Origin of the sequence: Pediococcus acidilactici (assembly GCA_024970065.1) — a bacterium.
Lineage (GTDB): Bacteria > Bacillota > Bacilli > Lactobacillales > Lactobacillaceae > Pediococcus > Pediococcus acidilactici_A.
The window spans coordinates 397,333-420,496 of sequence record CP103908.1 but is presented as its reverse complement, the minus strand read 5'-3'; the positions used below and the strand labels follow the sequence as shown (position 1 = coordinate 420,496).

At 41.3% G+C, this 23,164-nt stretch carries 17 protein-coding genes; 3 read left to right on the top strand and 14 right to left on the bottom strand.

Annotation, left to right across the window (positions count from 1 at the left end; all coding sequences use genetic code 11):
* Positions 1-16: 16 nt before the first annotated feature.
* The 3 genes from NYR25_01930 to NYR25_01920 are packed head-to-tail and all read right to left on the bottom strand — an operon-like array spanning position 17 to position 4,186.
* Positions 17-421: a hypothetical protein gene (locus NYR25_01930; GenBank protein ID UWF34191.1), complete on the bottom strand. Its 405-nt coding sequence runs from the start codon at positions 419-421 to the stop codon at positions 17-19.
* Between the two features lie 18 nt (positions 422-439).
* Complete coding sequence (locus NYR25_01925) at positions 440-1,465, bottom strand: DUF4767 domain-containing protein (GenBank protein ID UWF34190.1); 1,026 nt, start codon at positions 1,463-1,465, stop codon at positions 440-442.
* A 33-nt stretch (positions 1,466-1,498) separates the two neighbouring features.
* A complete protein-coding gene (locus NYR25_01920) occupies positions 1,499-4,186 on the bottom strand; it encodes an SEC10/PgrA surface exclusion domain-containing protein (GenBank protein UWF34189.1) in 2,688 nt (895 codons plus the stop codon).
* Between the two features lie 246 nt (positions 4,187-4,432).
* Between NYR25_01920 and NYR25_01915 the strand changes: the two genes are divergently transcribed.
* The gene (locus NYR25_01915) at positions 4,433-4,738 is read left to right on the top strand and encodes a helix-turn-helix domain-containing protein (protein UWF34188.1); all 306 of its coding nucleotides are present in this window, start codon (positions 4,433-4,435) and stop codon (positions 4,736-4,738) included.
* A 540-nt stretch (positions 4,739-5,278) separates the two neighbouring features.
* Here NYR25_01915 and NYR25_01910 read toward each other — a convergent pair.
* The 6 genes from NYR25_01910 to NYR25_01885 all read right to left on the bottom strand — a co-directional run bounded on the left by NYR25_01910 (position 5,279) and on the right by NYR25_01885 (position 13,406).
* Positions 5,279-8,053 (bottom strand): N-6 DNA methylase, encoded by a 2,775-nt coding sequence (locus NYR25_01910; protein UWF34187.1) that lies wholly within the window; start codon positions 8,051-8,053, stop codon positions 5,279-5,281.
* Positions 8,046-8,927, bottom strand: a complete 882-nt coding sequence (locus NYR25_01905) for a site-specific DNA-methyltransferase (protein ID UWF34186.1) — start codon at positions 8,925-8,927, stop codon at positions 8,046-8,048. Before NYR25_01905 ends, NYR25_01910 begins: the two co-directional genes overlap by 8 nt.
* A gap of 168 nt (positions 8,928-9,095) precedes the next feature.
* Entirely contained in the window at positions 9,096-10,649 is a 1,554-nt protein-coding gene (guaA, locus tag NYR25_01900) for a glutamine-hydrolyzing GMP synthase (GenBank protein ID UWF34185.1), read from the bottom strand.
* A 72-nt stretch (positions 10,650-10,721) separates the two neighbouring features.
* The gene (locus NYR25_01895) at positions 10,722-12,638 is read right to left on the bottom strand and encodes a heavy metal translocating P-type ATPase (protein ID UWF34184.1); all 1,917 of its coding nucleotides are present in this window, start codon (positions 12,636-12,638) and stop codon (positions 10,722-10,724) included.
* Entirely contained in the window at positions 12,631-13,176 is a 546-nt protein-coding gene (locus NYR25_01890; protein UWF34183.1) for a ferritin-like domain-containing protein, read from the bottom strand. Before NYR25_01890 ends, NYR25_01895 begins: the two co-directional genes overlap by 8 nt.
* A complete protein-coding gene (locus NYR25_01885; GenBank protein ID UWF34182.1) occupies positions 13,176-13,406 on the bottom strand; it encodes a heavy-metal-associated domain-containing protein in 231 nt (76 codons plus the stop codon). The genes NYR25_01890 and NYR25_01885 overlap by 1 nt, the downstream gene beginning before the upstream one ends.
* A 114-nt stretch (positions 13,407-13,520) precedes the next feature.
* Between NYR25_01885 and NYR25_01880 the strand changes: the two genes are divergently transcribed.
* Entirely contained in the window at positions 13,521-14,198 is a 678-nt protein-coding gene (locus NYR25_01880) for a Crp/Fnr family transcriptional regulator (protein UWF34181.1), read from the top strand.
* A 150-nt stretch (positions 14,199-14,348) separates the two neighbouring features.
* Here the strand turns inward: NYR25_01880 and NYR25_01875 are convergent, their stop codons facing one another.
* The 5 genes from NYR25_01875 to NYR25_01855 all read right to left on the bottom strand — a co-directional run bounded on the left by NYR25_01875 (position 14,349) and on the right by NYR25_01855 (position 22,365).
* On the bottom strand, positions 14,349-15,734 hold the full coding sequence (locus NYR25_01875; GenBank protein ID UWF34180.1) for a cation:dicarboxylase symporter family transporter: 1,386 nt from the start codon (positions 15,732-15,734) through the stop codon (positions 14,349-14,351).
* An 845-nt stretch (positions 15,735-16,579) separates the two neighbouring features.
* Complete coding sequence (coaA, locus tag NYR25_01870) at positions 16,580-17,497, bottom strand: type I pantothenate kinase (protein ID UWF34179.1); 918 nt, start codon at positions 17,495-17,497, stop codon at positions 16,580-16,582.
* Between the two features lie 36 nt (positions 17,498-17,533).
* Complete coding sequence (budA, locus tag NYR25_01865; GenBank protein ID UWF34178.1) at positions 17,534-18,238, bottom strand: acetolactate decarboxylase; 705 nt, start codon at positions 18,236-18,238, stop codon at positions 17,534-17,536.
* An 11-nt stretch (positions 18,239-18,249) separates the two neighbouring features.
* Positions 18,250-19,926 carry an acetolactate synthase AlsS gene (gene alsS / locus NYR25_01860; GenBank protein ID UWF34177.1) on the bottom strand — a complete coding sequence of 559 codons (1,677 nt, stop codon included), beginning with the start codon at positions 19,924-19,926 and terminating at the stop codon, positions 18,250-18,252.
* Positions 19,927-20,067: 141 nt separating this feature from the next.
* Positions 20,068-22,365 carry an AAA family ATPase gene (locus tag NYR25_01855; protein ID UWF34176.1) on the bottom strand — a complete coding sequence of 766 codons (2,298 nt, stop codon included), beginning with the start codon at positions 22,363-22,365 and terminating at the stop codon, positions 20,068-20,070.
* 139 nt (positions 22,366-22,504) lie between these two features.
* On the opposite strand from NYR25_01855, the gene NYR25_01850 reads away from it, so the two are divergent.
* The gene (locus NYR25_01850; protein UWF34175.1) at positions 22,505-23,152 is read left to right on the top strand and encodes a histidine phosphatase family protein; all 648 of its coding nucleotides are present in this window, start codon (positions 22,505-22,507) and stop codon (positions 23,150-23,152) included.
* Positions 23,153-23,164 lie beyond the last annotated feature (12 nt).

The following is a 23,164-nucleotide window of genomic DNA, read 5'->3' as shown; positions in this document are numbered from 1 at the left end:
TTTATATCTCTTTAATTTAATCCTTTTTTACATATTGGTCCCCATCTTGGAGGGTCAACACTCTTTTATCTTTGGATAATTTTGCCGTTGCTGAATGTGGGAAGTCACCCGAAAAAGTCACTTCTCTATCAGTAACTTTATAAGTTCCAGAATATCTTTTTACTTCTTTTGATTCTGACCCCCCAAATAAACCTGTATCAACTGTAGTTACGGTTTCTCTATAGTTTTTTCCACTAAAAACAATTGTATCCGTATCCTTACCAACCACGTAATTTTTACTTAATTCATAAGTTCCATTTAAACCCTTAGGCATTAGGGCAAAAATTACCCCAATCACTAAAATAATTCCCGCTAAAATCTCAATAATCTGCTTTTTTGACAGATTCTTTGATTCTACCCAATTTTTTAACTTCGAATCCATAATCTACTCCCATATAATTTAGTTTTCAGCGATCCGGTTAAAACCGGCATTTAATTGAGCATTTTGTGTCTCAGTAAGATCCGGCGTACCATCTCGACTTTGGTCGACCAATACTACCGGTTCGCCATTATGATAAGCAAAGAAATAAGTAATATGGTTTGGTAATGGCGGCACGTCTCCATCGTGATTGTAAATCGCCACTACATTATATTCATAATCACCTTTTCCATCTTTACTCCATCCAATTGAACTGCTCTGTCCGTTAACCGTTACATTAGATAAATCGCGTGGATAGGTGGTTCCCGTCGAGGTTTCTATATCATTTACCCCATCATATTTATCGTAATCTTGATCCATCGTTACCGACCATTTGTCAATAAATGACGATAATTTTTCGTCCTTGCTAGCGTTCCATAAACTACTGCTTTTTGTTTTTTTCTTAGTCATGAAACTTGATTTACTGTTATTATCCGAATTTTGTTCCTCAAAGACCTCGGTGTAATTATCATCACTCATCCAAACAGTAATTAAGTTTTTACTGCCATTGTTGTACTCATTTGATGTACCTGCTGGATAGAAAGTTACAGACCAGTTTTTTTCATCAGTATTGTTAGTTGAAATAGATAACGTCTTTCCGTTATTTTGGACCTCGGCAATTTCTTCATTACCATCAACCGATACGCTATTACGTTTTAGAGTTAATGGTCCATCAACAATCTTATCCCTCGTGATTGATATTTGACCATCTACTTGGCTTCGATCAAATTCAAGGCCATTCCCCTTATGGTAGTTAACCTTAGCTCCAATCATTTTCCAATCACCATGAAGTAAACTACTATAATCACCCTTTTGAATCTGTTTAAGATTCATTGTGATATCTTCATGTTTTTTTACCGATTCATGACTACTTTTTGATGAAGACTTAGTAGCCGATGATTGTGTAGACTGAGACTGCGTATCGTTACTTTTTGAACTTTGTTTACCACAAGCTGCCAACAGAACCATTGAGCAAATCATAACTGGAAGTAAAATTTTTTTATTCATATTAATGAATCCTCTCAAACTAATCTACTATTATTAATGCATCCGACGCCGGCTAGTTTTTGCCAGTCCAAACGCACCTAATAATGAAAGTAAAGCCAGTCCAATCATCGAGCCTTCGTTATTATTAGTTTCACCAGTTTGAGGTAATATTGAAGCTTTAACCACTTGAGGACGTGAACGATTCGACATTGCACGGGCTGCAACCATTGCTGGGGTAACTACGGCAGATGAGCCATTAGATATTGCACTGTTGTTTGATACGGTTGGATCATCCCATATATTGCTTGTGTTTGATGAATTTGATTCGTTAGAAGCATTTGAACCATTGTGGTTACTGTTTCCATCCCGATTCTTGTCGGAATCTTTTGAACCGTTATCAACATCGTCAATCGCATCGTTGATGTCGCGTTGATGTTCTAATTGAGCCAAACGAGCTTTCGCATCCGCCAAGGCTTTGGCAGCTTTATCAGCAATTGATTGAAGACGTTCATAAGTTGCTTCGTCAGCATCAGCTTGAGCTTGAGCCTTGTCAACTGCAGTCTTAGCATTGTCATAAGCCTTTTGAGCCGCTTCAACAGCCGCTTTAGCATCAGCAAGAGCCTTATCAGCGTTCTTCAAGTCATTTAACTTAGCTTCTTTATCCGCTAAAGCTTGTTGACCAGCGGCAAGAACTGCTTGGGCAGCTGCTAATTTAGCTTTCGCATCATCTAATGCCTTATTAGCTTTCGCGAGTTTAGCGTTCGCGTCATTTAAAATGGCATGCTTTTGAGCTTGGTTGGCTTTCGCAGCCGCCAATTTAGCTTTGGCATCATCCAACGCTTTTTGCTTAGCGGCATGGTTAGCATTTGCTTCATCAAGAGCCTTTTGAGCCGCAGTAACCGCTGCTTGAGCATCTTTAACGGCAGCTTGAGCTTGAGTTAAGTTAGCATGGGCTTTAGCTTGGTTAGCTTTAGCCGCATTTAAAGCTGCATTAGCGGCATTTAGGGCAGCTTGAGCTTTTGCGTTATTAGCTTTAGCGGTTGCCAAAGCATTATTAGCAGCACTTGCATCCGCTTGCTTTGTTTTCAAGTCGTTCGTTAATTGGTCAATCGTCGATTGGGAAGGGACGTCAGACTTGATTGGGGTGGTGTCAAATTCCGAGTTTTCTGGAATCATGTAATCATAAGTTAAATTCAACATCGTATCTAACCGGAACATACCATCGCTGTTTGGAATTCCCATATAATCGCCATCCGGATTAAATTTCCAGAATCCAATTCCAATATATTGTGTGTAATCGGAATCCAAAGTATCCAAGCCAGCAACACTAGTAGCGTGACCCCATTCACTAATTTCATCATCAAACATCCACTTAATAACCGAATCATATAAAGCTTTCATAAAGTCATCGAGTGTGAAGCTCCAATCCCCGTGTGTGTTAGACGTGAAAAAACCAGAAGCAAGGTCTTGCGCACTGCTACCATCAAGTCCCATTCCATTAGCGACTTCAGTATTTGTAGTAGCATCATGACCATTAGCCATGCCATCCCAATTGTTATTTGTGTATGCATCAGATAACCGGCGGCTTAATTCTTCAGAACCCTTTGAAAGTTCAACACCTTTAGTGCCCAATTGGTCACGGATACCATTAATCAATTGTTGAGCATATTGGTTTAATTCGTTAAGATACTTATCCAAATCAGCTTGACTGTTAATTTTGATTTGGGTATTACCATCAACGGAAACATACCCAGTTGCTTCATAATTCTTTTGAGCAGCCTTTGCCAAGTTATCTAACAAAGTTTGATAATTTGGGTCACCATAATAAGAATTACTAAAGGCTTTTAACGCATCAAGATAATCTTGACTTAAATGCACTTGATTTGGATTACCTTGATGACTCTTAGCATCATCCAACGCCTTTTGAGCATCATCTTTAGCCTTGTTAGCGGCATCCGCCTTATGTTGGGCATCGTTTTGCGCTTTAGTAGCATCGTCAGCTTTCTTCTTCGCATCATTAGCTTTCTTAGCCGCATCATTTTCAGCTTGGTCCGCTTGATTGGCACCGTTTTCAGCCTTAGATGCGTTGTCTTTAGCACGGTTTAAATCATCTTGCGCTTGGTCTAAATCCGCTTGAGCATGGTTGCCCTTATCAAGGTCAGCTTGGGCATTATTCACATCATCTTGCGCTTTAGATGCCGCATCATCCGCTTGATTAGCATCGTTTTGCGCTTGGTTAGCATTTGACTTGGCGTCATTGACGTTGTCTTGGGCATGGTTAACGTCATTTTGGGCGTTTTCAACGTCTTGGTTAGCTTGGTCATTTTGCTTCTTTTGGTCATCAACATCATTTTGCGCTTGGTTAATGGCGTCATCAGTAGCATGGTCAGCCTTATCTTGAGCGGCTTGTTCATTAGATTTGGCGTCATTTAAATCGTTTTGTGCTTGGTTAGCTTGGTCAGATGCTTGGTCAGCATGCTTTTGAGAATCATCAGCAGTTTGCTTAGCATCGTTAGCCGCGTTTTGGGTTTGATCAGCATTCTTTTGAGCATCGTTAACGTCGTTTTGCGCTTGGTTGATGTCATCATCTAGTTTTTGGTCTTGGGCCTTAACCGTTTGCACTTGTTCAGGGGTGGATGCTTTAACCGTGTCCGCATGCACATTTGTACCAGTGCCAACTACAACCGCGCCAGTAGCAGCAATCGTAGTAGTTAATATAGTAAGATTCGATTTATTCGACATATTATTCCTCCAAAATAAAATATTGTCTTTATGTATTTCCAACTTTTACCGTCAAGTGCGGGTTAAAAAAAGCATAAATTAAGCAAACAAATTAATATGCTTAATTTGTTTGCTACTAATAACAAAATAACCAACACTTAATACCCTTTATACTATCAAAAAAGAAATTTTATATCAATATTACATGCATTTGATACATGCAATGCTTGTACATGTTTTTGCTAACCTGAACGGAGGGCAAAACATATGAATATTACTTCTTTCAATACTCGCTTAAAATCTGTTAGAAAATTAAAACATTTCACACAGCTTGATTTAGCCAAAAGATTAGATGTTAGTAAAGGTACAATCTCAGCATACGAACAAGGATTGTCATATCCATCACTAGAGACACTTGTAAAAATATGTAACATTTTAGATACATCAGCCGATTACCTTTTAGGGCTTTCTGATGAGTTACCCTTCAAAATGGGTGGCTTAACTGATGAACAGACCGAAAGCATCTTACAATTTATATCCCTTATTGAAAAAGCCAATGAAACACTTCAATAAAATATCTATGAAAGTACAAAACAGGAATTTAGAATGAAAAATTTTTCATTCTAAATTCCTGTTTTTATTCTTAGGTATATTTAAATCTTAAAAAAGCTTTGACAAAATAATTGTCAAAGCTTTTTATGAAGGTAACCCCGCACACATTCCCACCAATTTTGGCAAGGTTTTGGTAGGGAAATATATAAATCTATTGGGAATCGATCATTTTCGAAATATAAAACGTTGATTTATAAGCCTTTCCCATTCACCTAAATTAGATGTTTATTCTCATACTATGGCGACTTCTTTTACGGAGATTTTGACGAATTTTTATTGGATAACGATGCATTAGCTCTGGAGGGCATGATTAAGGATTTATCCGTTAACATATTTGAAGCAAAAAAATCAATACCAGCTACATTGAATTTCTATCAAAAATAAAAATGGAATTTAATTCGTTGTTAAACGTAATGCCTTCCTTAGTAGCTTCTATACACACCCATTGCTATTGCTAGATAACCCATTTATTGTCCATACTGTATTTTTATTTTGACAAAATTAACCAACAATATTTTTAGCAGATGCTCTTCGTTCAAGTAATTCCAACAGGTTTCTTGACATTTTCTTAAAGTTATCGAAATCGACTTTGTATAAATTAAAGACAATCCTATTAAATTCAATCCAATCGGGATCATAAACTTGTTCTTCTACTGTCGGAACAGGTTTTAATTTAACTTTTTGCCAGGCTTTAATCAGCATTTTTTTGTCTAAAAAGTTAAGCTCATCTAAACTAGGAATATAGATTTGCATAATACCATCTTTAGTTAAATCTGTCACTCCTTGTCCTCGCCCAAAACCCGAAGCCGCTAGCATATATTGTACTGGTAAACTATTTAGCAAAGCATGTAGAGATTCTATATCCTTTGCATACTCTTCTTTTATTTTAAAGGCCGTCACACGTTGATTAACAGCAATCTTCGCGTTTATTCTACTCCAAAAGTATCTATTTTGAGGATTAATAGAAGTAATAAAATCAGCGTACTTAGGGGCCTGATCAGCATTAAACCATTTATCTCCCAATTTTTTCTTTCTACTTATAGCTATTTTAGAGTTCTTTACTGTTTCTAAGTATTTAATTGTTTTATACATCCCTTTTTGCTTAAGAGTTTGCATATCGTCTTTTAAATAGAAATAAAAATACTCTGTTTTGTTAATTTCAAAAGTTTGGACATCCTGAATAGTTTTTAGATACGGAATCATATATGTTTCATCTACATTCTGATTTTTCATGATAAAAAGCTGATCGCCACCAGTTCGTGTCCCTCGTCCCCCTTCCAAATATCTATTAAGGGGTGCCATTTTTGTTTTGAATTCATCAATCCAATCTAAATTATCGAACATTGCTTCAACAGAAATCCCTAAATTAATTTTCTCAATAACGTTTGAAGCATCAATCTGTTGTTCTATATACAAGTCATTTTGCTCTCCTAATTTAATATCATCAAGCAATTCTCCAAAATGTCCTCCATATTTATCAGGAGACGTTAATCCATTTTTTATCATGATAAATCTTATTGGTTTCGAACGCTCTTTGGACTTACGCTTTAAAATAAGGATATTCGCCACTACCTTCGCATTTTGGAACCACCGCCCTCTTAAAGGTTGAATAATAAATTCAATATCAAAAATAGAATTTAGGACTTTAAAAAAAGATTTGTAGTCTCTTTGGACTTTAGTCCAAGAATTTGAAACTATGACTCCAATTCTAGCACTATCTTCTTTGCTTAGTAGAGTTTCTAAATGGAGTATAATTGCTTGATATAAATCAATCTTGTCATCTAACTCAGAATATTTTTCTAAAATCGCATTAATATATCCTTGATCTTCCTCATTTCGATTGTTGCTACCAACGAATGGTAAATTTGAAATTATATAATTAAATGCAGGGATTTCAATGTTTTCATTCATACCTGTTGAAGGATTCACAATACTTATCTTCTCACCAATTTTTAAATCAAGAGCATTATGTTGAAATACTATATTTTTCAAATTGAGACTGTCTGATGTAGTAAGATTAAGATTAGCAATCTGAAGGGGATACCCATATCTATCAGATGCCCAAATATGGTCATGAATGTACTCTTCAGATTTTGAATAATTCCTAAGTAAATTTTGAATGGTGTGCGCGATCGTTCCTGAGCCAGTTGTTATATCTGCAAAATTTCCATCTGCATTTTTAACCGTTAAGCTAACAAGTAATTTGGCTAAATTTGGTGGAGTCGTGTATAACCCCATCAACTCACGAGTTGTTACACTAATCACACTTTCTAATAGTTGTGATACAAATGTTCTACTCATTTTTGAAAAATCAGTGTTCGCAAGATATTTATTAAATTCATTTAAACTTGCAGTGACTCGTCCAGGTAACCGATCCTCATATTTATTCACATGAAAGATTGTATAAAAATCGGTTTTCTCCACTACTGAATTTAAATCGACAGTTAACCTATGTATATCTGACGTATTAGAAAAATGAACTAATATGTCATTAACAATATTTTGCTTGTCACGAAGTAAATGAGCAAAAATAATTCGATTAACCCAACGAATCACAACATTTCTAGCAAATGAATTAGCTATTTTGACATCAGGTTCGTTTTCCTTTACTAAAGTGAGTTCAGCTTGTTCTGTTCTACGCCACTTTCTCATTCTTGCTTTTAATTCCGTATCTGAGCTTTGAAGATAATTGACCGCCACTGCAGGAGTTAGTACATCAGCAATTGTAGAAATATAATTTCCAATGTTAAATTCAATTGGTGCAGACTCAAATTTTTCTGCTATCAATTCATTATTCAAATATACAAGGACATTAAATAATTGTTTCTTCCATAAATCCTCATTTTCGTGCACAGACTTCCTACTTACTAATTTGTCTGCATAGTCATTAAAAAACTTTGTCGGCTGAGAACTCCATTTCCCATTTTCCTTTATATATATTGCCACATATTGAAAATTCCATAGCACAAAAGCTTGTGTCCCCATTCGGTTCGCTTTGTCCAACGCATTTTCATACAATTCATCATCATTAATAGAAACGTCAGGCATCTTAAATTCCCATCCCATGAGAGCTTCACTTTTTGCGTTGTCAGCAAAAATAACAGCATCGGGAAAAAGTGTTCCATTTCGATTATCACTTGCAAATTCTGTTTTAAGTGAAAGTTCGCCAACAGCTGACTTCATCCCCCAATTGTAGCGATTAAATAGTAAGTTCATTTCTACAATTAATTCACCTCCCTCACTACGCTCATTAGCTAGTAACTTGGACTCATTCATTGATATGCGCCTCCTTAGTCAAGTTTACAGCAATAACATTTTTTAAAGTTTCTTTTTCATTTATTTTCATTGTTGTAATCGCTTCTTTTATTCTACGCTTTGTCACTTCAATATAGTCTACCGGATGCTTCTTAAATAAAGCAACATCCTTATTTTTTTCAATACCAATAAAATTACGCCCTTCTTTCAACGCAGCTACTAAGAACGATCCTGATCCAGAAGTATTATCAAGAACTATATCGCCAGGGTCAGTGAATGTTCTAATAAGATATCGACCAAGTTCTACAGGTTTCTGCGTAGGATGCAGAACTGGGCCTTCAGCTTCTGCAGTTTTAAAATAAAGTACATCAACCGGGTATCGACTACCTTTGCTTTTAACAAACGTCGGTTGAAAGTCACCATATGATCCAGTTACCTGATCTTTTCGTATTCCTTTAGAGTAGGCTTCTCCATAAGTCATCTGAGGATGATATGTTGGTTGTCTTCTATAAAATACAAGAATATCTTCATGCTTTCTCAAAGGTTGCTTTTTTGCATTTAAAAAGTTCGTAGCTTTAGACTTTTCCCAAACATATTTATACTTATATTCATTTACATTTGAAAGCATTAAACGGGCAGTAAACACCCCAGATGCCGTAAATACCATAGCTCCATTCAACTTTACAATCCGATGATATTGTTCCCAAAGTTTATCCAAGGGTATAACACTATCCCATTTATTTTGGGTTGTTCCGTAGGGTAAGTCAACTAAAACCATATCCACGGAATCATCTGGAATTTTAGACATTTTTTCTATAGAATCACCTTGTATAATGTTATTTAAAAAGCCTCTTTTGGCTAGTGTTTCTTGAGATTTTGTTCTAAATTCTATCACGTCGACTTTTCCTCCGTATCCTAAACTCATTGATCATATTTTATCATGATATACATATCTAAAAAGCCGTAATTACTAGCGTAACAACGGCTTTTTTCTTATAAAATTTATTAAATTCACTAACAAAACGTCTAATTAACTTATAAAATATTTTTTGTCACTTACCAATTATTCCCATTCCACTGTTGCCGGCGGCTTGGACGTAATATCGTACACTACGCGGTTAACGTGGTCAACTTCGTTTACGATTCGTACCGAAATTTTTTGGAGTACATCCCATGGGATCCGCGCGAAGTCGGCGGTCATTCCGTCGATTGAGTTAACTGCACGAATTCCGACTGTGTAGTCGTAAGTCCGGCCGTCACCCATTACCCCAACACTGCGAATTCCTGGTAATACGGTGAAGTATTGCCAAATGTCGCGGTCTAAACCAGCGTTCTTGATTTCTTCACGTAGAATCAAGTCACTATCGCGAACGATTTGCAATTTATCTTCGGTGATTTCACCTAACACCCGAATTCCTAGACCAGGACCAGGGAAAGGTTGCCGCCAAACTAGATCTTCTGGCATTCCCAACTTTTCACCTAGGTCACGTGCTTCATCCTTAAACAAGGTCCGAAGCGGTTCGATTAGTTCGAAGTGCATGTCTTCTGGCAATCCACCCACGTTATGGTGGGATTTGATTGTTTGCGCAGTATCCGTTCCACTTTCAATTACGTCAGTGTAAAGGGTACCTTGAGCTAAGAAATCAATCCCCTTAAGCTTTTGAGCTTCGTCATTGAAGACTTCGATGAATTCGTTACCGATAATCTTCCGTTTTTGTTCAGGATCAGTAACTCCGGCTAACTTGCTTAAGAAGCGGTCTTGTGCGTCAACCTTGATAATGTTCAAGCCGAATTTGCCTTCTAGGCTATCCATAACTTGCTTTGCTTCACCTTTACGTAACAAACCGTGATCCACAAAGATACATACTAATTGATCGCCAATGGCTTTGTTCAACAATACGCCGACAACGCTTGAGTCAACCCCACCAGAAAGTCCGAGAAGCACTTTACGATCGCCAACTTCTTCGCGAATCTTTTCCACTTGCATGTCAATGAAGTCGTTCATCGACCAATTTGCTTGAGCTTGACAAACATCAAAGGCAAAGTGCCGTAAAATATCGTTACCGTATTGTGTATTCCGTACTTCTGCGTGGAATTGAACCCCATAAAACTTCCGTTCGTCATCCGCCATGGAAGCGATTGGACAGTTTGCGCTAGTAGCCACCGTCTTAAAACCGGCTGGAACTTCGCGAACCAAGTCACCGTGGCTCATCCAAACCGTTTGGGTAGCTGGCAGGTCTTTAAACAACGCTGCTTGGTCGTCAGTCACGTTAATGTCTGCATGGCCGTATTCACGGTTATCCGCAGATTCAACCCGACCGCCCAAGTTGTAAGCCATCAATTGCATTCCGTAACAAATTCCTAAAATTGGAATTCCTAATTGATAAATTTCAGGATCAACTCGAAAAGCATCGTCATCATAAACACTGTTCGGTCCTCCAGAGAAAATAATTCCCTTAGGATTAATCTGCTTAATTTCTTCCGCAGTGATTTTATGAGAAAGAAGCTCTGAGTAAACCCCAAATTCACGGATTCTGCGTGTAATCAATTGGTTGTATTGACTACCAAAATCCAAAACAATGATTTTATCAAAATTTGATAAATCTGTGTTTGCCAAGTCCTTCACCTCATCTTTTCATTCTTATCCTCTATCATACAGGAAAATTGTGAAAAACCATAGCCCTATCACTTAGATAGTTTCACTGGAAGGGCTCTCACCGCTAGTTTTTGTGGAAAAAACTTCCCAAGTTGGCCGTCTTAATTTCAGCAAACGCATCGCGTTGAAAATTACTACTAAAATGCTAACCTCGTGAAAAAACATCCCGCTTGCCATATTTACCCAACCTAAACTGACTCCTAACATTAATAATGCCACCGTACCAACCGCAATTATCACGTTTTCCATCATGTTACGTACCGTCGCTTGCGCAAGTTGTCGTGCAAAAACAATGTTTTTAAAATCGGGATTAATCAGCACCACGTCCGAGGTTCCGATCGCGACGTCGGTACCGCTCCCCATCGCAATTCCCACCGCCGCCTGGGCAATCGCGGGACTATCGTTAATTCCGTCGCCAACAAACAGTACTGGTTGGCCGTTTGCTTGGAGTTCATTCAAGAATTGGGCCTTTTCGTTGGGCAACTTGCCTGCCTTAACCTGGGTCACCCCTACCGCCTTTGCAACGGATTCGGCAACCATTTGCTGGTCGCCAGTTACCATCCATTGATCCGTCACTCCAGCTTGACGAAGTTGCTTAAGCGCGCTAGCTACGCCGGGCCGAATTTGGTCGGATAAGCCGATTGCCAATACTAAAAGACCGTCTACCGTCATTAAAATTATCGATTGTCTAGCTTCCTGCAGTTTTTGTAAATCAGTCGCCTGTTTTTTTGAAAGTGGCTGGGAACCTAGTTCTAAAATTCGCGGACTTCCTAATTTTACCTGATGGCCGTGCCAAGTTGCGGCAATCCCGATTCCCTTAATGGTGGAAATCTGGACATCTTGGTTTTGCACAGACTGGGCCGCCCGTTGTTCATAAAATTCCACCACGGCCGCGGCTAAAGGATGGTTAGTTTGTGATTCTAATTGGGCCGCCACCATTAACCAATCTTGTTGCGTATATGGATAAAAGCTCTGAACACTTGGCTTTCCGGTAGTCACCGTTCCGGTTTTATCCATGAGAATGGTATTCACCTTTGCCAATTGATCAATGACTTGGCCTCCCTTAATCAAGATCCCGCTTTGGGCTCCTCGTCCAATCCCCGCAACGTTGGAGACCGGCGTTCCAATTACTAATGCGCCTGGACACGCTAATACCAAAATCGTAATCGCTAAACGAAAGTCTTGGGTCACCAATCCCGTTAAGATCGCCAACACTAAGACTATTGGCGTATAAAACCGGGCGAAGCGATCAATAAATCGACTGACCGGAGCCTGATTATCCTGTGCTTCTTCTACCAATTCAATTATCTTGCCAAACGTGGTGGCTTCCCCAACCTTCTGCGCTTCAACTACGATTGAGCCGTTTTCCACAACCGTCCCCATGTACACCAAATCTGTAGGCACTTTGTTAACTAACCGTGCTTCCCCAGTAATCACGGCTTCGTTGACGGTTGCCGTTCCTGAAACCACCTGTCCGTCGACCGGGATTTGATCACCAATGCGTACTAACAAATGGTCGCCAGCCGCAACATCGTCAACCGCAATTGCCCGGGTTTGCCCCGCCTCCACTAGGATCGCCTGCGTGGGTTGCATTTCGGTTAAGTTGGTTAACGCTTGGTGGGTCTTTTTTAAAGTGCGCTGTTCCAGGTAATTTCCTAAGCCAAATAACAAGGTCACCATCGCCGCCTCTTCAAATTCTCCAATTGCCAAAGCGCCCACCACGGCAATGCTTACCAACAGCTCAATGCTAATTATTCGGGCGCGCACCGCGCTGATTGCCTTTAAAAGAATTGGCATCCCCGCTGCTAACGTGGCTAAGCTGTACGCAATCATTCCCCATTCTAGAGAAAATTTGCCGTGTTGTAATAGCCAGCCCATTACGGTTAAAACAGCCGCCATTCCCGTCAACCAATTACCGTTTTTAGCAAACCACTGTTGGATTTTAATCATCGTCTTCGTCCTCTTCTAGGCCCTCCAACGGTTCCTTTCCTAACCGGGCTTGTAATTCTCGTGAGACTTGGTTAAATTGCCCGTTAAGTTCAATTAGAAAGTTAGCTAAGGGGAGCTTATTTTCCTGGTTAGCCAAGGTCACGGCCCGTTGAATAAACATCAAACTAGTTTGACAATCCGCTACCAGCTCCTCCAAAATGGCTTCCGTCGTATAATACTTGATCCGCGGATCCTCGCTTAGCATACTATATTCACTAAATTCCGCAGTGACCGAGGCTGGCTTGGCACCCACGGCCCGGAGCTGTTCACCTAACTCAAGAAAGGCACGGTCAACTTTTGGCTGCCACCGGAGTAAGAATTCGCGATCCGCAAAATAGTTTGGTCCCTTCACATACCAAACCGCCTGGATTAACTTGTTAGATAACACCCGTAAATTTGCTAAAACGTGGTCAGTCATCGCTCCAGCCGTTGGTTGGTGATGATCAATTTCAGCTTGCTTTTGTTCGGCTAGGTACTGTTCTTCAATTGATTGAGCCATTATCCAACAACCTCCCTTGTTTTCACGTTTTGCACCTGATAGCCCAGCTTTTCAACCGTCCGTTTTAAGTCTTCCCCGCTCAGCTGGTCGTCAACTAGGACTTTAACCTTGCTAGCGTTAAATAGGACCTTAACGTTTTGGACCCCTGCTAATTTAGTAATCGCACTTTGAATTTTTGTCATGCAACTTGGACAGGTTAACGTATCCAACTGCAGAATAACTTTAGTCATTTTATATTTCCTCCTTGCTTTGATATATTAAGCATAGAAGCGAACGTCCGGACTGAAATTGACCCCGGTCAATTTTTGACAAAAATTTGGTTCATTAAACAAAGGAGAATTCTAATGACCACTCTCGTCGACGCACACCACTGCGTACCTTTAGTTCCCATCTTTAAAAATCTGTCCGCTGACCAAAGTCAGCAAATCGAAGCAATTGTCCATCACCATCACGTTGCGGCTCAGCAAAATCTCTATCACGCCGGCGATTCCGTGGACGCCCTCACCATCATTGCTAAGGGACAGGTTAAGGTGGTACGCCCTGCTGAAAATGGTAAAGAACACCTGCTGTACCTATTGCAAAGTGGCGACATCAATGGCGAAGCCGCCTTATTTAACCAGCTTGAACACCACTCTACAGCTACGGCCCTGACCCCGACCACCGTTTGTACGATTGCTCGCACGGATTTTCAACGTTTATTGACCCAAAACCCACAAATTGCCGTAAACGTGATGAATACCCTCGGCAACCGGTTGTTAACTCTCGAGGCCCAAGCAACCAAGACCAATACGGCTTCGGTCGCTGAACGCCTAGCCGATTACCTTATTGAAACTTCAGCTGGCTTACAAGCCAACCCCTTCACCCTACCGCTCAAAAATAAAGATTTGGCGACGTTGTTAGGAACTACTCCAGAAACCATCAGCCGTTATTTCAAGCGTTGGGAAAACCGCCATTTGATTAAAAAGCTCCCCGGCCACCAACTACAAATTCTTGATACAACGGGCTTAACGTTAATTGAATAGGTTATTTTTAGTTATCCCATCAATACTTCATCGAACTAGCATTTAAGAAATAACGTTTTTAGTTAAAATAAAAAAGACCCTTTCAGAATCTAAAAATTCCTGAAAGGGTCCTTTAATTAAGATTATAAAAAACTAATTCATTTCACTTAACTAAGCTTGCTCAATTTTTTCTTTTCCGTTGAAAACGTCCTCGTTAAACATATCGCTTCGTTTAGCGGTTACCAATCCTGCTAAGATACTATCGTTAACGTTCACCAGCGTGCGTCCCATGTCGATAATCGGATCAATTGCCAACACAATTCCCATAACCCCCACGGGTAAGTTTAAGGTCCCTAGGACGATTAAAGCGGCAAAGGTTGCACCGCCGCCCGAGCCCGCGACCCCGAAGGATGAGATGGTTACGATAACGATTAGCGTTAGAATAAACTTCACCGAAACAATGTTGATCCCCACTACGGGAGCCGTTATTGACGCAATCATCGCTGGATAAATACCGGCACACCCGTTTTGCCCAATGCTAAGTCCTAAACTGGCCGAAAAATCCGCGATTGCCTTGTTAATTCCCAATTGCTTAGTTTGTACCTCGACGTTCATTGGTAACGTCCCCGCGCTATTTCGTGAGGTAAATGCAAAGATCAGGGTCGGCCATACTTTTTTGTAGTATTCAATTGGGTTAGTGTGCATGAAGAGCAAAATGATGGTATGCACCATTAACACTAGCAATAGGGCTACGTAAACAGCCACAATAAAGTACGCCAAGCCCATAATAGTCTTAATGCTATTCACCGCAATCGTCTTCACCATCAACGAAAAAATTCCGTACGGGGTCAAATTAATAACTATGCGTACCATTCTGGATATCAATTTATCCAGAATATCGGTGCCCCGTGCAAAAGCCGCGGCATCGTTAGGATAGTGTTCTTTTAACCATATATACGCCATCCCCACGATTAAAGAGAAGATCACTACCGCAATCGTACTGGTTGCGCGCGTACCGGCAAGGTCTTCAAAAATATTTTGTGGCAAGAAGCTCACAATTTTTTGCGGGATCGTCAACTCGCTCAGCGCGTGTTGGTGTTGTTGTAAGAAGGCCAGGTTATCTTTTGACGCCGTTCCCTTTACAAACGACGCTCCTTGCAAATTAAAAGCGATAACGGTAATTGCTCCAATAAACGCTGCAATTGCAGTGGTAGACAATAGTACCGTTAACACATTTCTCGCGATTTTTCCCAGATTTTTAGCGTTTCCTAGCTTAGTAAACGCACTGATTAAGGAGATTACGATTAACGGAATCACGAGCATTTGCAGCAACGAAATGTAGCCATTTCCCACAATTCCGATCCAATCAACTGCCGTAGTGACGATTTTACTCGTCGCCCCAAAAAGGACCTGGTTGATTGCCCCAAAACTCAATCCAAGAATTAATCCCAGCAGCACTAATTTGTTAAAGCTGACGTTCTTTCGCTGTAAAAAAGCCAAAATAAACAGTATCAGGGCGGCACTTCCAACAACCGCCATGGTTATCAAATCATTCATATTATACTCATTCCCTCTTATTAATTAAGTTATTATAAAAGTCGTTTAAATTGTTTTATAGCTAGACTTAATCAACAAGTTTGGCCTCCACGATGCTTACCCAGTAGTTTAACTAATCTTTTATTTACCATAATTTTTCTTCCTAACAAAAAAGAGTTGGGATCTATTCAAATAGACACCAACCCTTATTGCACAGTAAAAAAATTAATAGAAGGTATGTTGATGATCGATATGAATTTCCCTTGAAATGAAAACAAGTTAGTTCGCTAACAAATAAGAGAATCCATATTTTGATCACTTATTTATTAGACTGATATCAAACAACAACACATCTTCATAGTAATTAGCTCCCTTAGCGTTTTTATGTATTTTTAGTAAGTTTAGCATCATCATCTTAAAAAGAAAAGCATTTAGTACTCTCTAGTTAATAATTCCAACCGGGTTGGTCTTTCGATTTGTGATGCTAAGCCTTATCCAGAGTACCTAATTAAAAGAGTTCGTAAAGCCCCATCTCCTACCGTTCAAGCTGGCTAGCACCCCTAGATAGTTTAATCTCCATTGAGTTTTTGCACAAAAAAGAAGCCGAGAAAAAAATCGTTTTTACGGATGCAAACTCTTCTAAAAATCGTTTTGGCGTTTCACCTTTAATCCAGCCAAATATCAGTCTGATCTGCTTAACCAAAAACGACCACTATGCTAAATTCAAGCATAATGGTCGTTTTTCAGTAATATTCACAAACTCCCCAACTGTTGTGCCACTTTCTTCTCTAGTTAAGTTAGCCCACTTTTGGATAGCCGTCAGTACGGGGAGCCATTTTTTGTACCCATTTAGACACCGGTGTTGCCTACACCCGCACTAAAATATTATCCATCACGTGCCCCTCCGTTTTATGCAGGATCATGTCCGCTCTAAAACGGGTTGGCAAAATGTATTCCTTTAAATTTTTCAAATCGATGTCACGCCAAATCTTTTTCGCGTAGGCAAAGGCTTCCTCGCGGGGCATCTGGGCATACTGATAGTAATAGTTGCTCGGATCGTGGAATGCCGTATCCAATAACACGCCGAACCGCTCCAAGAACCACTTTTCAATCAAATCCGCCTCTGCGTCCACATAAATCGACCAATCGAAAAAGTCGCTGACGTAAATGGTTTCGTTAGCCGGCAATTGGAGCACGTTAATGCCTTCCACAATTAAAATATCGGGCTGGTCAATTACGTCGTATTCGTCCTTAATAACGTCATAGACTTGGTGGGAATACTTGGGCACCTTAATTTGCTTTTGCCCCGTTTTCACCGCGTTTAAAAAGTGGATCAATTCCTTCATGTTGTAACTTTCAGGAAATCCTTTCCGACTCATTAGGTGGCGTCGCTTTAATTCAGCGTTGGGGTACAAAAAACCATCCGTGGTAATCAACTGGGTCTTCAAATCACTAAACCAGTTGCTTAATAGCACCTGCAGCAGACGGGCAGTGGTGCTTTTGCCTACCGCCACGCTCCCCGAAATTCCCACAATAAACGGTGTCTTTTTAACCGGAATTTGTAAAAAGTCCAATTTATCGCAATTCCATTTTTCAAAATCAGCGTACTTCTTTTGCAGTAACCGTACCAACGGAACGTAAACGTCCTGGACGTCTTCTAAGGAAATCCGGTCGTTAAGTGCCTTAATATCGGCTAATTGCTGCTGAGTCAGCGGTAATTCGGCCCGATTTGATAAATTTTGCCACGCGGTACGGTCAAACGTGAAATATCCTTGTGCCTGCATGATTACTAAATCCTCGTCTTCGATTAATTCCTTTAACTATTCTGACTCAGCGATGGATCGTTGAATCTCCCGGATATCGCTAGCTTGGTGTTTCATAAATTGAGAATCTTTAATCGGTAAACTCAAGTCAATGCCGTCTAGCAGCTGCCAGGAAAGTTTAACTTGATCAGCCTTAAAATCTAACAAGTGACCGCCAAATTGGTGCTGATCATCGATGAAATGCAAATGCATTCCGGCAACGCTTGCTCCGTGGAATAGTTTCGGACTATAGTATCCCACAACGGTCCCCTTAATGTTTTGTGCATCAAAGACTTGTTGCTTCGCGGCGGTCTCGCTTAGCGTTGGGTAAGGACGCTGTTGGCCCTTAACCACGCGGGTTTGCACCCGCGAGAAGGTCCCACTGATTTTAATTGCCACAAACGTATTTTGGTATGACAATTCCTTAGCTAGTGTCGCAGCTACTTCAGTCATTTCAATTTCTGGCAAAACCACGTGCCCTTCGAAATCTGCCGGGTTAACGTCGGCAAAGGGCAACATGGCGTCGGATGCCAAAATTCGGACGGTGCCGTCAGCTAAAGCTTGGTAAGCCACTCCGTCTAAGATAATGATTTCCCCATCGAGACCTTCAGCAGTCCCAATTCCAAAATCGCCATGTTTTAGTAACTCTTCGGCAGTCAACGTACCGCCAAAAAGGCCGTCCACTAGCATTGCTAACGTACCGTGTTGAAATAATTTTGCCATATTTAATCCCCCTATAGTTGATCTGGCAGCAAAGATTGTCCTAACTTCACGTTGTCCCGATAATCAACTGGAATGTCGACCACTACCGGTCCCTTTGTTTGAAACGCTTCGTCAAGCTTCTTTCCTAAATCTGCTGGTCCATCAACTCGTAAGCCTTTGGCGCCGTAACTTTCAGCCAGTTTAACAAAGTCAACTGGTCCGAAGTTTACCCCCGCAGCCTTACCATATTTTAGTTCTTCTTGGAACTTAACCATGTCGTAGTGCCCATCGTTCCAAATAATGTGCACAATATCTAGATTTTCCCGCACGGCCGTTTCTAATTCTTGGGCGGAGAACAGGAAGCCCCCGTCGCCTGAAACGGAAACTGACTTGTGTCCTGGACGTAACAATGCCGCTGAAATCGCCCATGGTAAGGCAACTCCTAGAGTTTGCATTCCGTTACTAAATAGGAGGTGCCGTGGTTGATAACTTCTAAAGTGCCGCGCCATCCAAATGTAGAAACTCCCCACGTCTACCGAAACCGTCATTTCATCGTCGACCCGGTATTGTAGCGCCGAAATTAGTGATAACGGATGAATCCGTTGGGTATCGGCCTCTGCTTCGGGTGGTAAGTCCTGTTGGTTTTGTTGTTCCCGTAACTGCTCTAAGTACTGCTCTCCGTCATTACTAATTTGGTAACCCGTAAGGTGTGGTGTTAAGAGGTTAATAGTTTGGGCAATGTCGCCCACTAATTCTTTTTCAGGTTCAAAGTTATGATCAATTTCGGATGGTGAGTCATCGATTACGAGAATCTTGCCATCCCCTTCCGCGTTCCAGTTGCGCGGTTCATATTCGATTGCATCGTACCCGACCGTAATAACCAGGTCACTATGCTTCAACAGTTTATCCCCAGGTTGGTTGCGGAAAAGTCCGACCCGACCGTAGAAGTGATCTTCCAAATCATGGGAAATAATTCCCGCCCCTTGGAAAGTTTCCACAACCGGTAAATCAGATTCCTTGACTAACTGGCGCACTGCTTGGGTAACCTCTGGTGAAGAAGCCCGCATTCCTAGTAATAACACGGGGAGTTGGGCGTTTTTAATGGCTTCCGCCAATTTCTTGATTTCATCAGGACTCGCCGGCCCTAAAATGGGCTTTTTCAAGGGCTGGATTGGCTGGGTGCTAACTGGCGCGTTCACCACGTCTTGTGGAAAACTCACAAAACTTGCCCCTTGTTTAGACGACTCGGCTGCCCGATAAGCATTTGCCAAGACTTCCGAGATGTTTTCTGGTTCTTGCACTTCCACACTGTACTTGGTGATTGGTTCAAATAAGGCCGCGTTGCGCATGCTTTGGTGGGTTAACCTCAAAAGGTCGTTACGCGGAACTTGTCCACCGATCGCTAACACCGGATCCCCTTCTGCCGTCGCGGTAACTAATCCGGTAGCTAAGTTTCCCACGCCGGGACCGGAGGTGGTCAAGACCACTCCTGGTTTTCCGGTAATCCGGCCGACCGCAGCCGCCATAAAGGCTGCATTTTGTTCGTGCCGGGTAATAATTAACCGTGGCTTACGCGCCCGATTAGAATGCTCTAACTGCTCGAATAGTAAGTCGATTTTGGCACCTGGAATCCCAAAAATATAATCCACATCGTGGTTGATGAGGCTGTCCAAAATCGAATCCGCTCCCGTATAACTGCTTTGAATCATCATTTTCCTCCTTAGGGGGTCTTGAAAGTGTTTACATAACTACTATATCAGAATTTTATTACCGTGGATCGGGTAAATGCCGCTTTTTTAACTTCTACTAACTCTATTTGCTAGAATCCCATTTATCCACCTGTGAAAAACCTAGTCGATCGTTTGGTATAACGATTGGGGAATTTTTGCGATCAGCGGACTTAATTGTCCTTCTGCCACCACTAACAACCGGTGCATAGCCCGAGAACAGATGGTGTATAACAACTGCTCGTCACGATGACTTTGGTAATTCTTCGCGTTCGCATCCCAAACGATTACCGAATCAAATTCCAATCCCTTCGCTAGGAAGGAAGGTACCACGAGGGTTCCTTCAACCAACCGTTGATTTTCCGTGCGAATCAAGGTGACCTTTTCGCCCGCAGCTTGCAATTGCTTCGTAATTTGCTCGCACTCTGCTAAACTCCGACCAATAATTGCGGTGGTTTCATGGTCTTGGCGATCGCGGGCTAATTGAGCTTGGACCACCTTAAGCATTTTAGCTTGGTCTTGCGTAACGGCGACTCGGGGCAATTCCCCTTGGCGATTAAACGCTTCGATTGCTTCGCCTTCTTCTAAAATTTCCTTGGTGAAGTCCGTAATTGGTTGCGTTGAACGGTACGACTTCGCCAATTGAACTACCTTAGTCTTTTCTGGATCAAACATGGTCGAAAGTTCCGCTAAGAGCGTCTTGCTGGTTTCGTTTGCGTAAATTGACTGGTTTAAATCCCCCAGTAAAGTAAACTTCGCCCGTGGGAAGTTGTACCGCAAATAAGCTAACTGAAAGGCGTTATAGTCTTGAATTTCATCAATAAATACGTAGCGCATTGAGCGGTCGCCCCGTTTACCAGTAATTAAATCATATAGGTAAAGGTAGGCCGTGGTATCCACCATCGATAGTTGCCGATTTTTGAGGTTTTCCACCATTTTTTCCACGTGGGCTTGCCATTGTGCTTCGGTAACCCCAATTTTTTCCAGCTTATACCACTTTGGTAAGGTACGAAGCATGTGTACGTACTGCGCGTTAATGCTTAAGAAGCGGTTCCGCATAATTGCATTACGAACCGGTTTTAACTCCTTAACCACGATTTGCCGGGCTAAAAACTTAAATTCTTCGTCATTATCCTTGAACTCACGGGGTTCGTTCTTAAACAACTCGTGGATTTCTTCCTGACTCAAGTTTTGCACCGCTTCTTCAACCCACTTCGTCCGCAGTTCACTGCCGACCTTTTGGTTAAGCATCCGAATTAGGGCTTCTCGGGTGCCGTCAATTCGGTTGCTCAAACTATAGGTATCGTTAAAGGAGTAGTAGATTTCCTTGATCTTCTCTTTACTAGCGAAGGGTTTGTCCTTAAATAGGATGTTTCTAAACCGCATCCCACCCTTTCCAAGGTGTTGTGCGTAACGAGTTAACGCTTTAAAGAACTGTAAACTTCCCTTAAACTGGTCAATTTTTCGTTCCGCGTCGGTAAGTTGTTTATCAAAACGCTGCTGCAAGTTTTCCACATCTAAGTTAGGAATCCGCCGCCGGGCAAATTGGTAATAGGTCATTTGGACCATGTTTTGTTCCCCTAATTCAGGCAACACTTGGTCTACGTAGTCGTTAAACAGCTGGTTTGGCGAGAACATAATAACTTGGCCCGCCGTTAGCTTTCCCCGGTAACGGTATAACAAGAACGCGACCCGTTGTAAAATTGCCGCCGTTTTTCCTGAACCAGCCGCCCCTTGGACAAATAAAAGGTCCGCGGACGTGTTTCGAATAATTTGATTTTGTTCCCGTTGAATAGTGGAAACGATGCTCTTCATCTTCACGTCCGATTGTGAACCTAAAGCGTTCAATAACATTTGATCGCCAATCGTTTCGTCCGTGTCGTAAACCGAAATTAGCTTACCGTCTTCGATTGTAAATTGCCGTTTCAACTTTAGATCCACGGATTGTTGCCCATCCGGGGTTGAATACTCAACGTGGCCCATTTTGCCATCATAATAGACGCTCGAAATTGGCGCCCGCCAATCATAAATTAAGAAGTGGTCTGGAGTATCCGAAAACGACCCCAACCCAATATAGATGGTTTCGTCGTTCTTCTCGCCCTCTTCGTGGAAATCAATCCGTGCAAAATAAGGCCTTTTTTTCATTTGTTTAAGTGTTTTAATTTGTTTGGTTGCGTGTTGCCAACTATTTTCACGCTCTTCAAGTAGTTGTTGCTGTTGGCGAATTGAAATTGCTGTATCCATCATTCCCGAATAACTAGAAGTGTTGATCCGGACATCGTTGTAAAAATTATCTTGGATTGCTCCGCGATCATTTTCGGCATTCTTAGCATCTTTTTGGGCCTTTTGCATGGCAATATCCACCTTGTCCAAGACCTCTGCTAAATGTTTTTCTTCATATTTAAAAATTTCGTCTGCCAATCTATCTCACCTCTCGGTTTTGTTAGACATAAATTTTACTCCTTTTTATGCGTTTTCACAAAGAAATAAGCCATTTTGGGAATTTATTTTATGATAGAATGATTGAGGTTTTACAAAAAATAAGGAAGGACAGAAGCTGATGAAACAAGTAAAGCTGTACTTTGTTCGTCACGGACAAACCATTTTTAATAAGTACAATCGGATGCAAGGCTGGTCCGACTCCCCCTTAACCGAAAAGGGGTACGCAGACGCCCACCAAGCTGGCGTTCGCTTAAGTGACACCAAGTTTGACGCAGTATACGCATCAGATACCACTCGGGCAATGAACACCGCCCGGGCCATTTTAGCTGAAAATAAGCAAACTACCGCCGAAATCCAACCGAAATCTGAATTTCGGGAAGAATTCTACGGTTATTTTGAAGGTAACGATTCAGCCCAAACTTGGTTCGAAGTTTTGATGCCAATCTCTGGGAAACGCTCGTTCCACGAATTTCTTGAAGAACGCCCCATCGCGGAAACTAAGGACGCTATTAAAGCTGCCGATCCTTTTCACGATGCAGAAAATAACGCCGAGTTCTGGGAACGAATCAACCGCGGATTTAATGATTTGCTAACGTCCGCTAACGATGGCGATCAAATCCTCATCGTCAGCCACGGAACGACAATCCGTTCGATTGCTGCGAAGGCTGATCCCGAACTAGATATTACCTGGGGGCCTAAAAACGGAAGCATTACCCGGTTTACCCTCGATGACGATGGAATTCATTTAATTGAATACAACAATTAAGATAGTAGATTT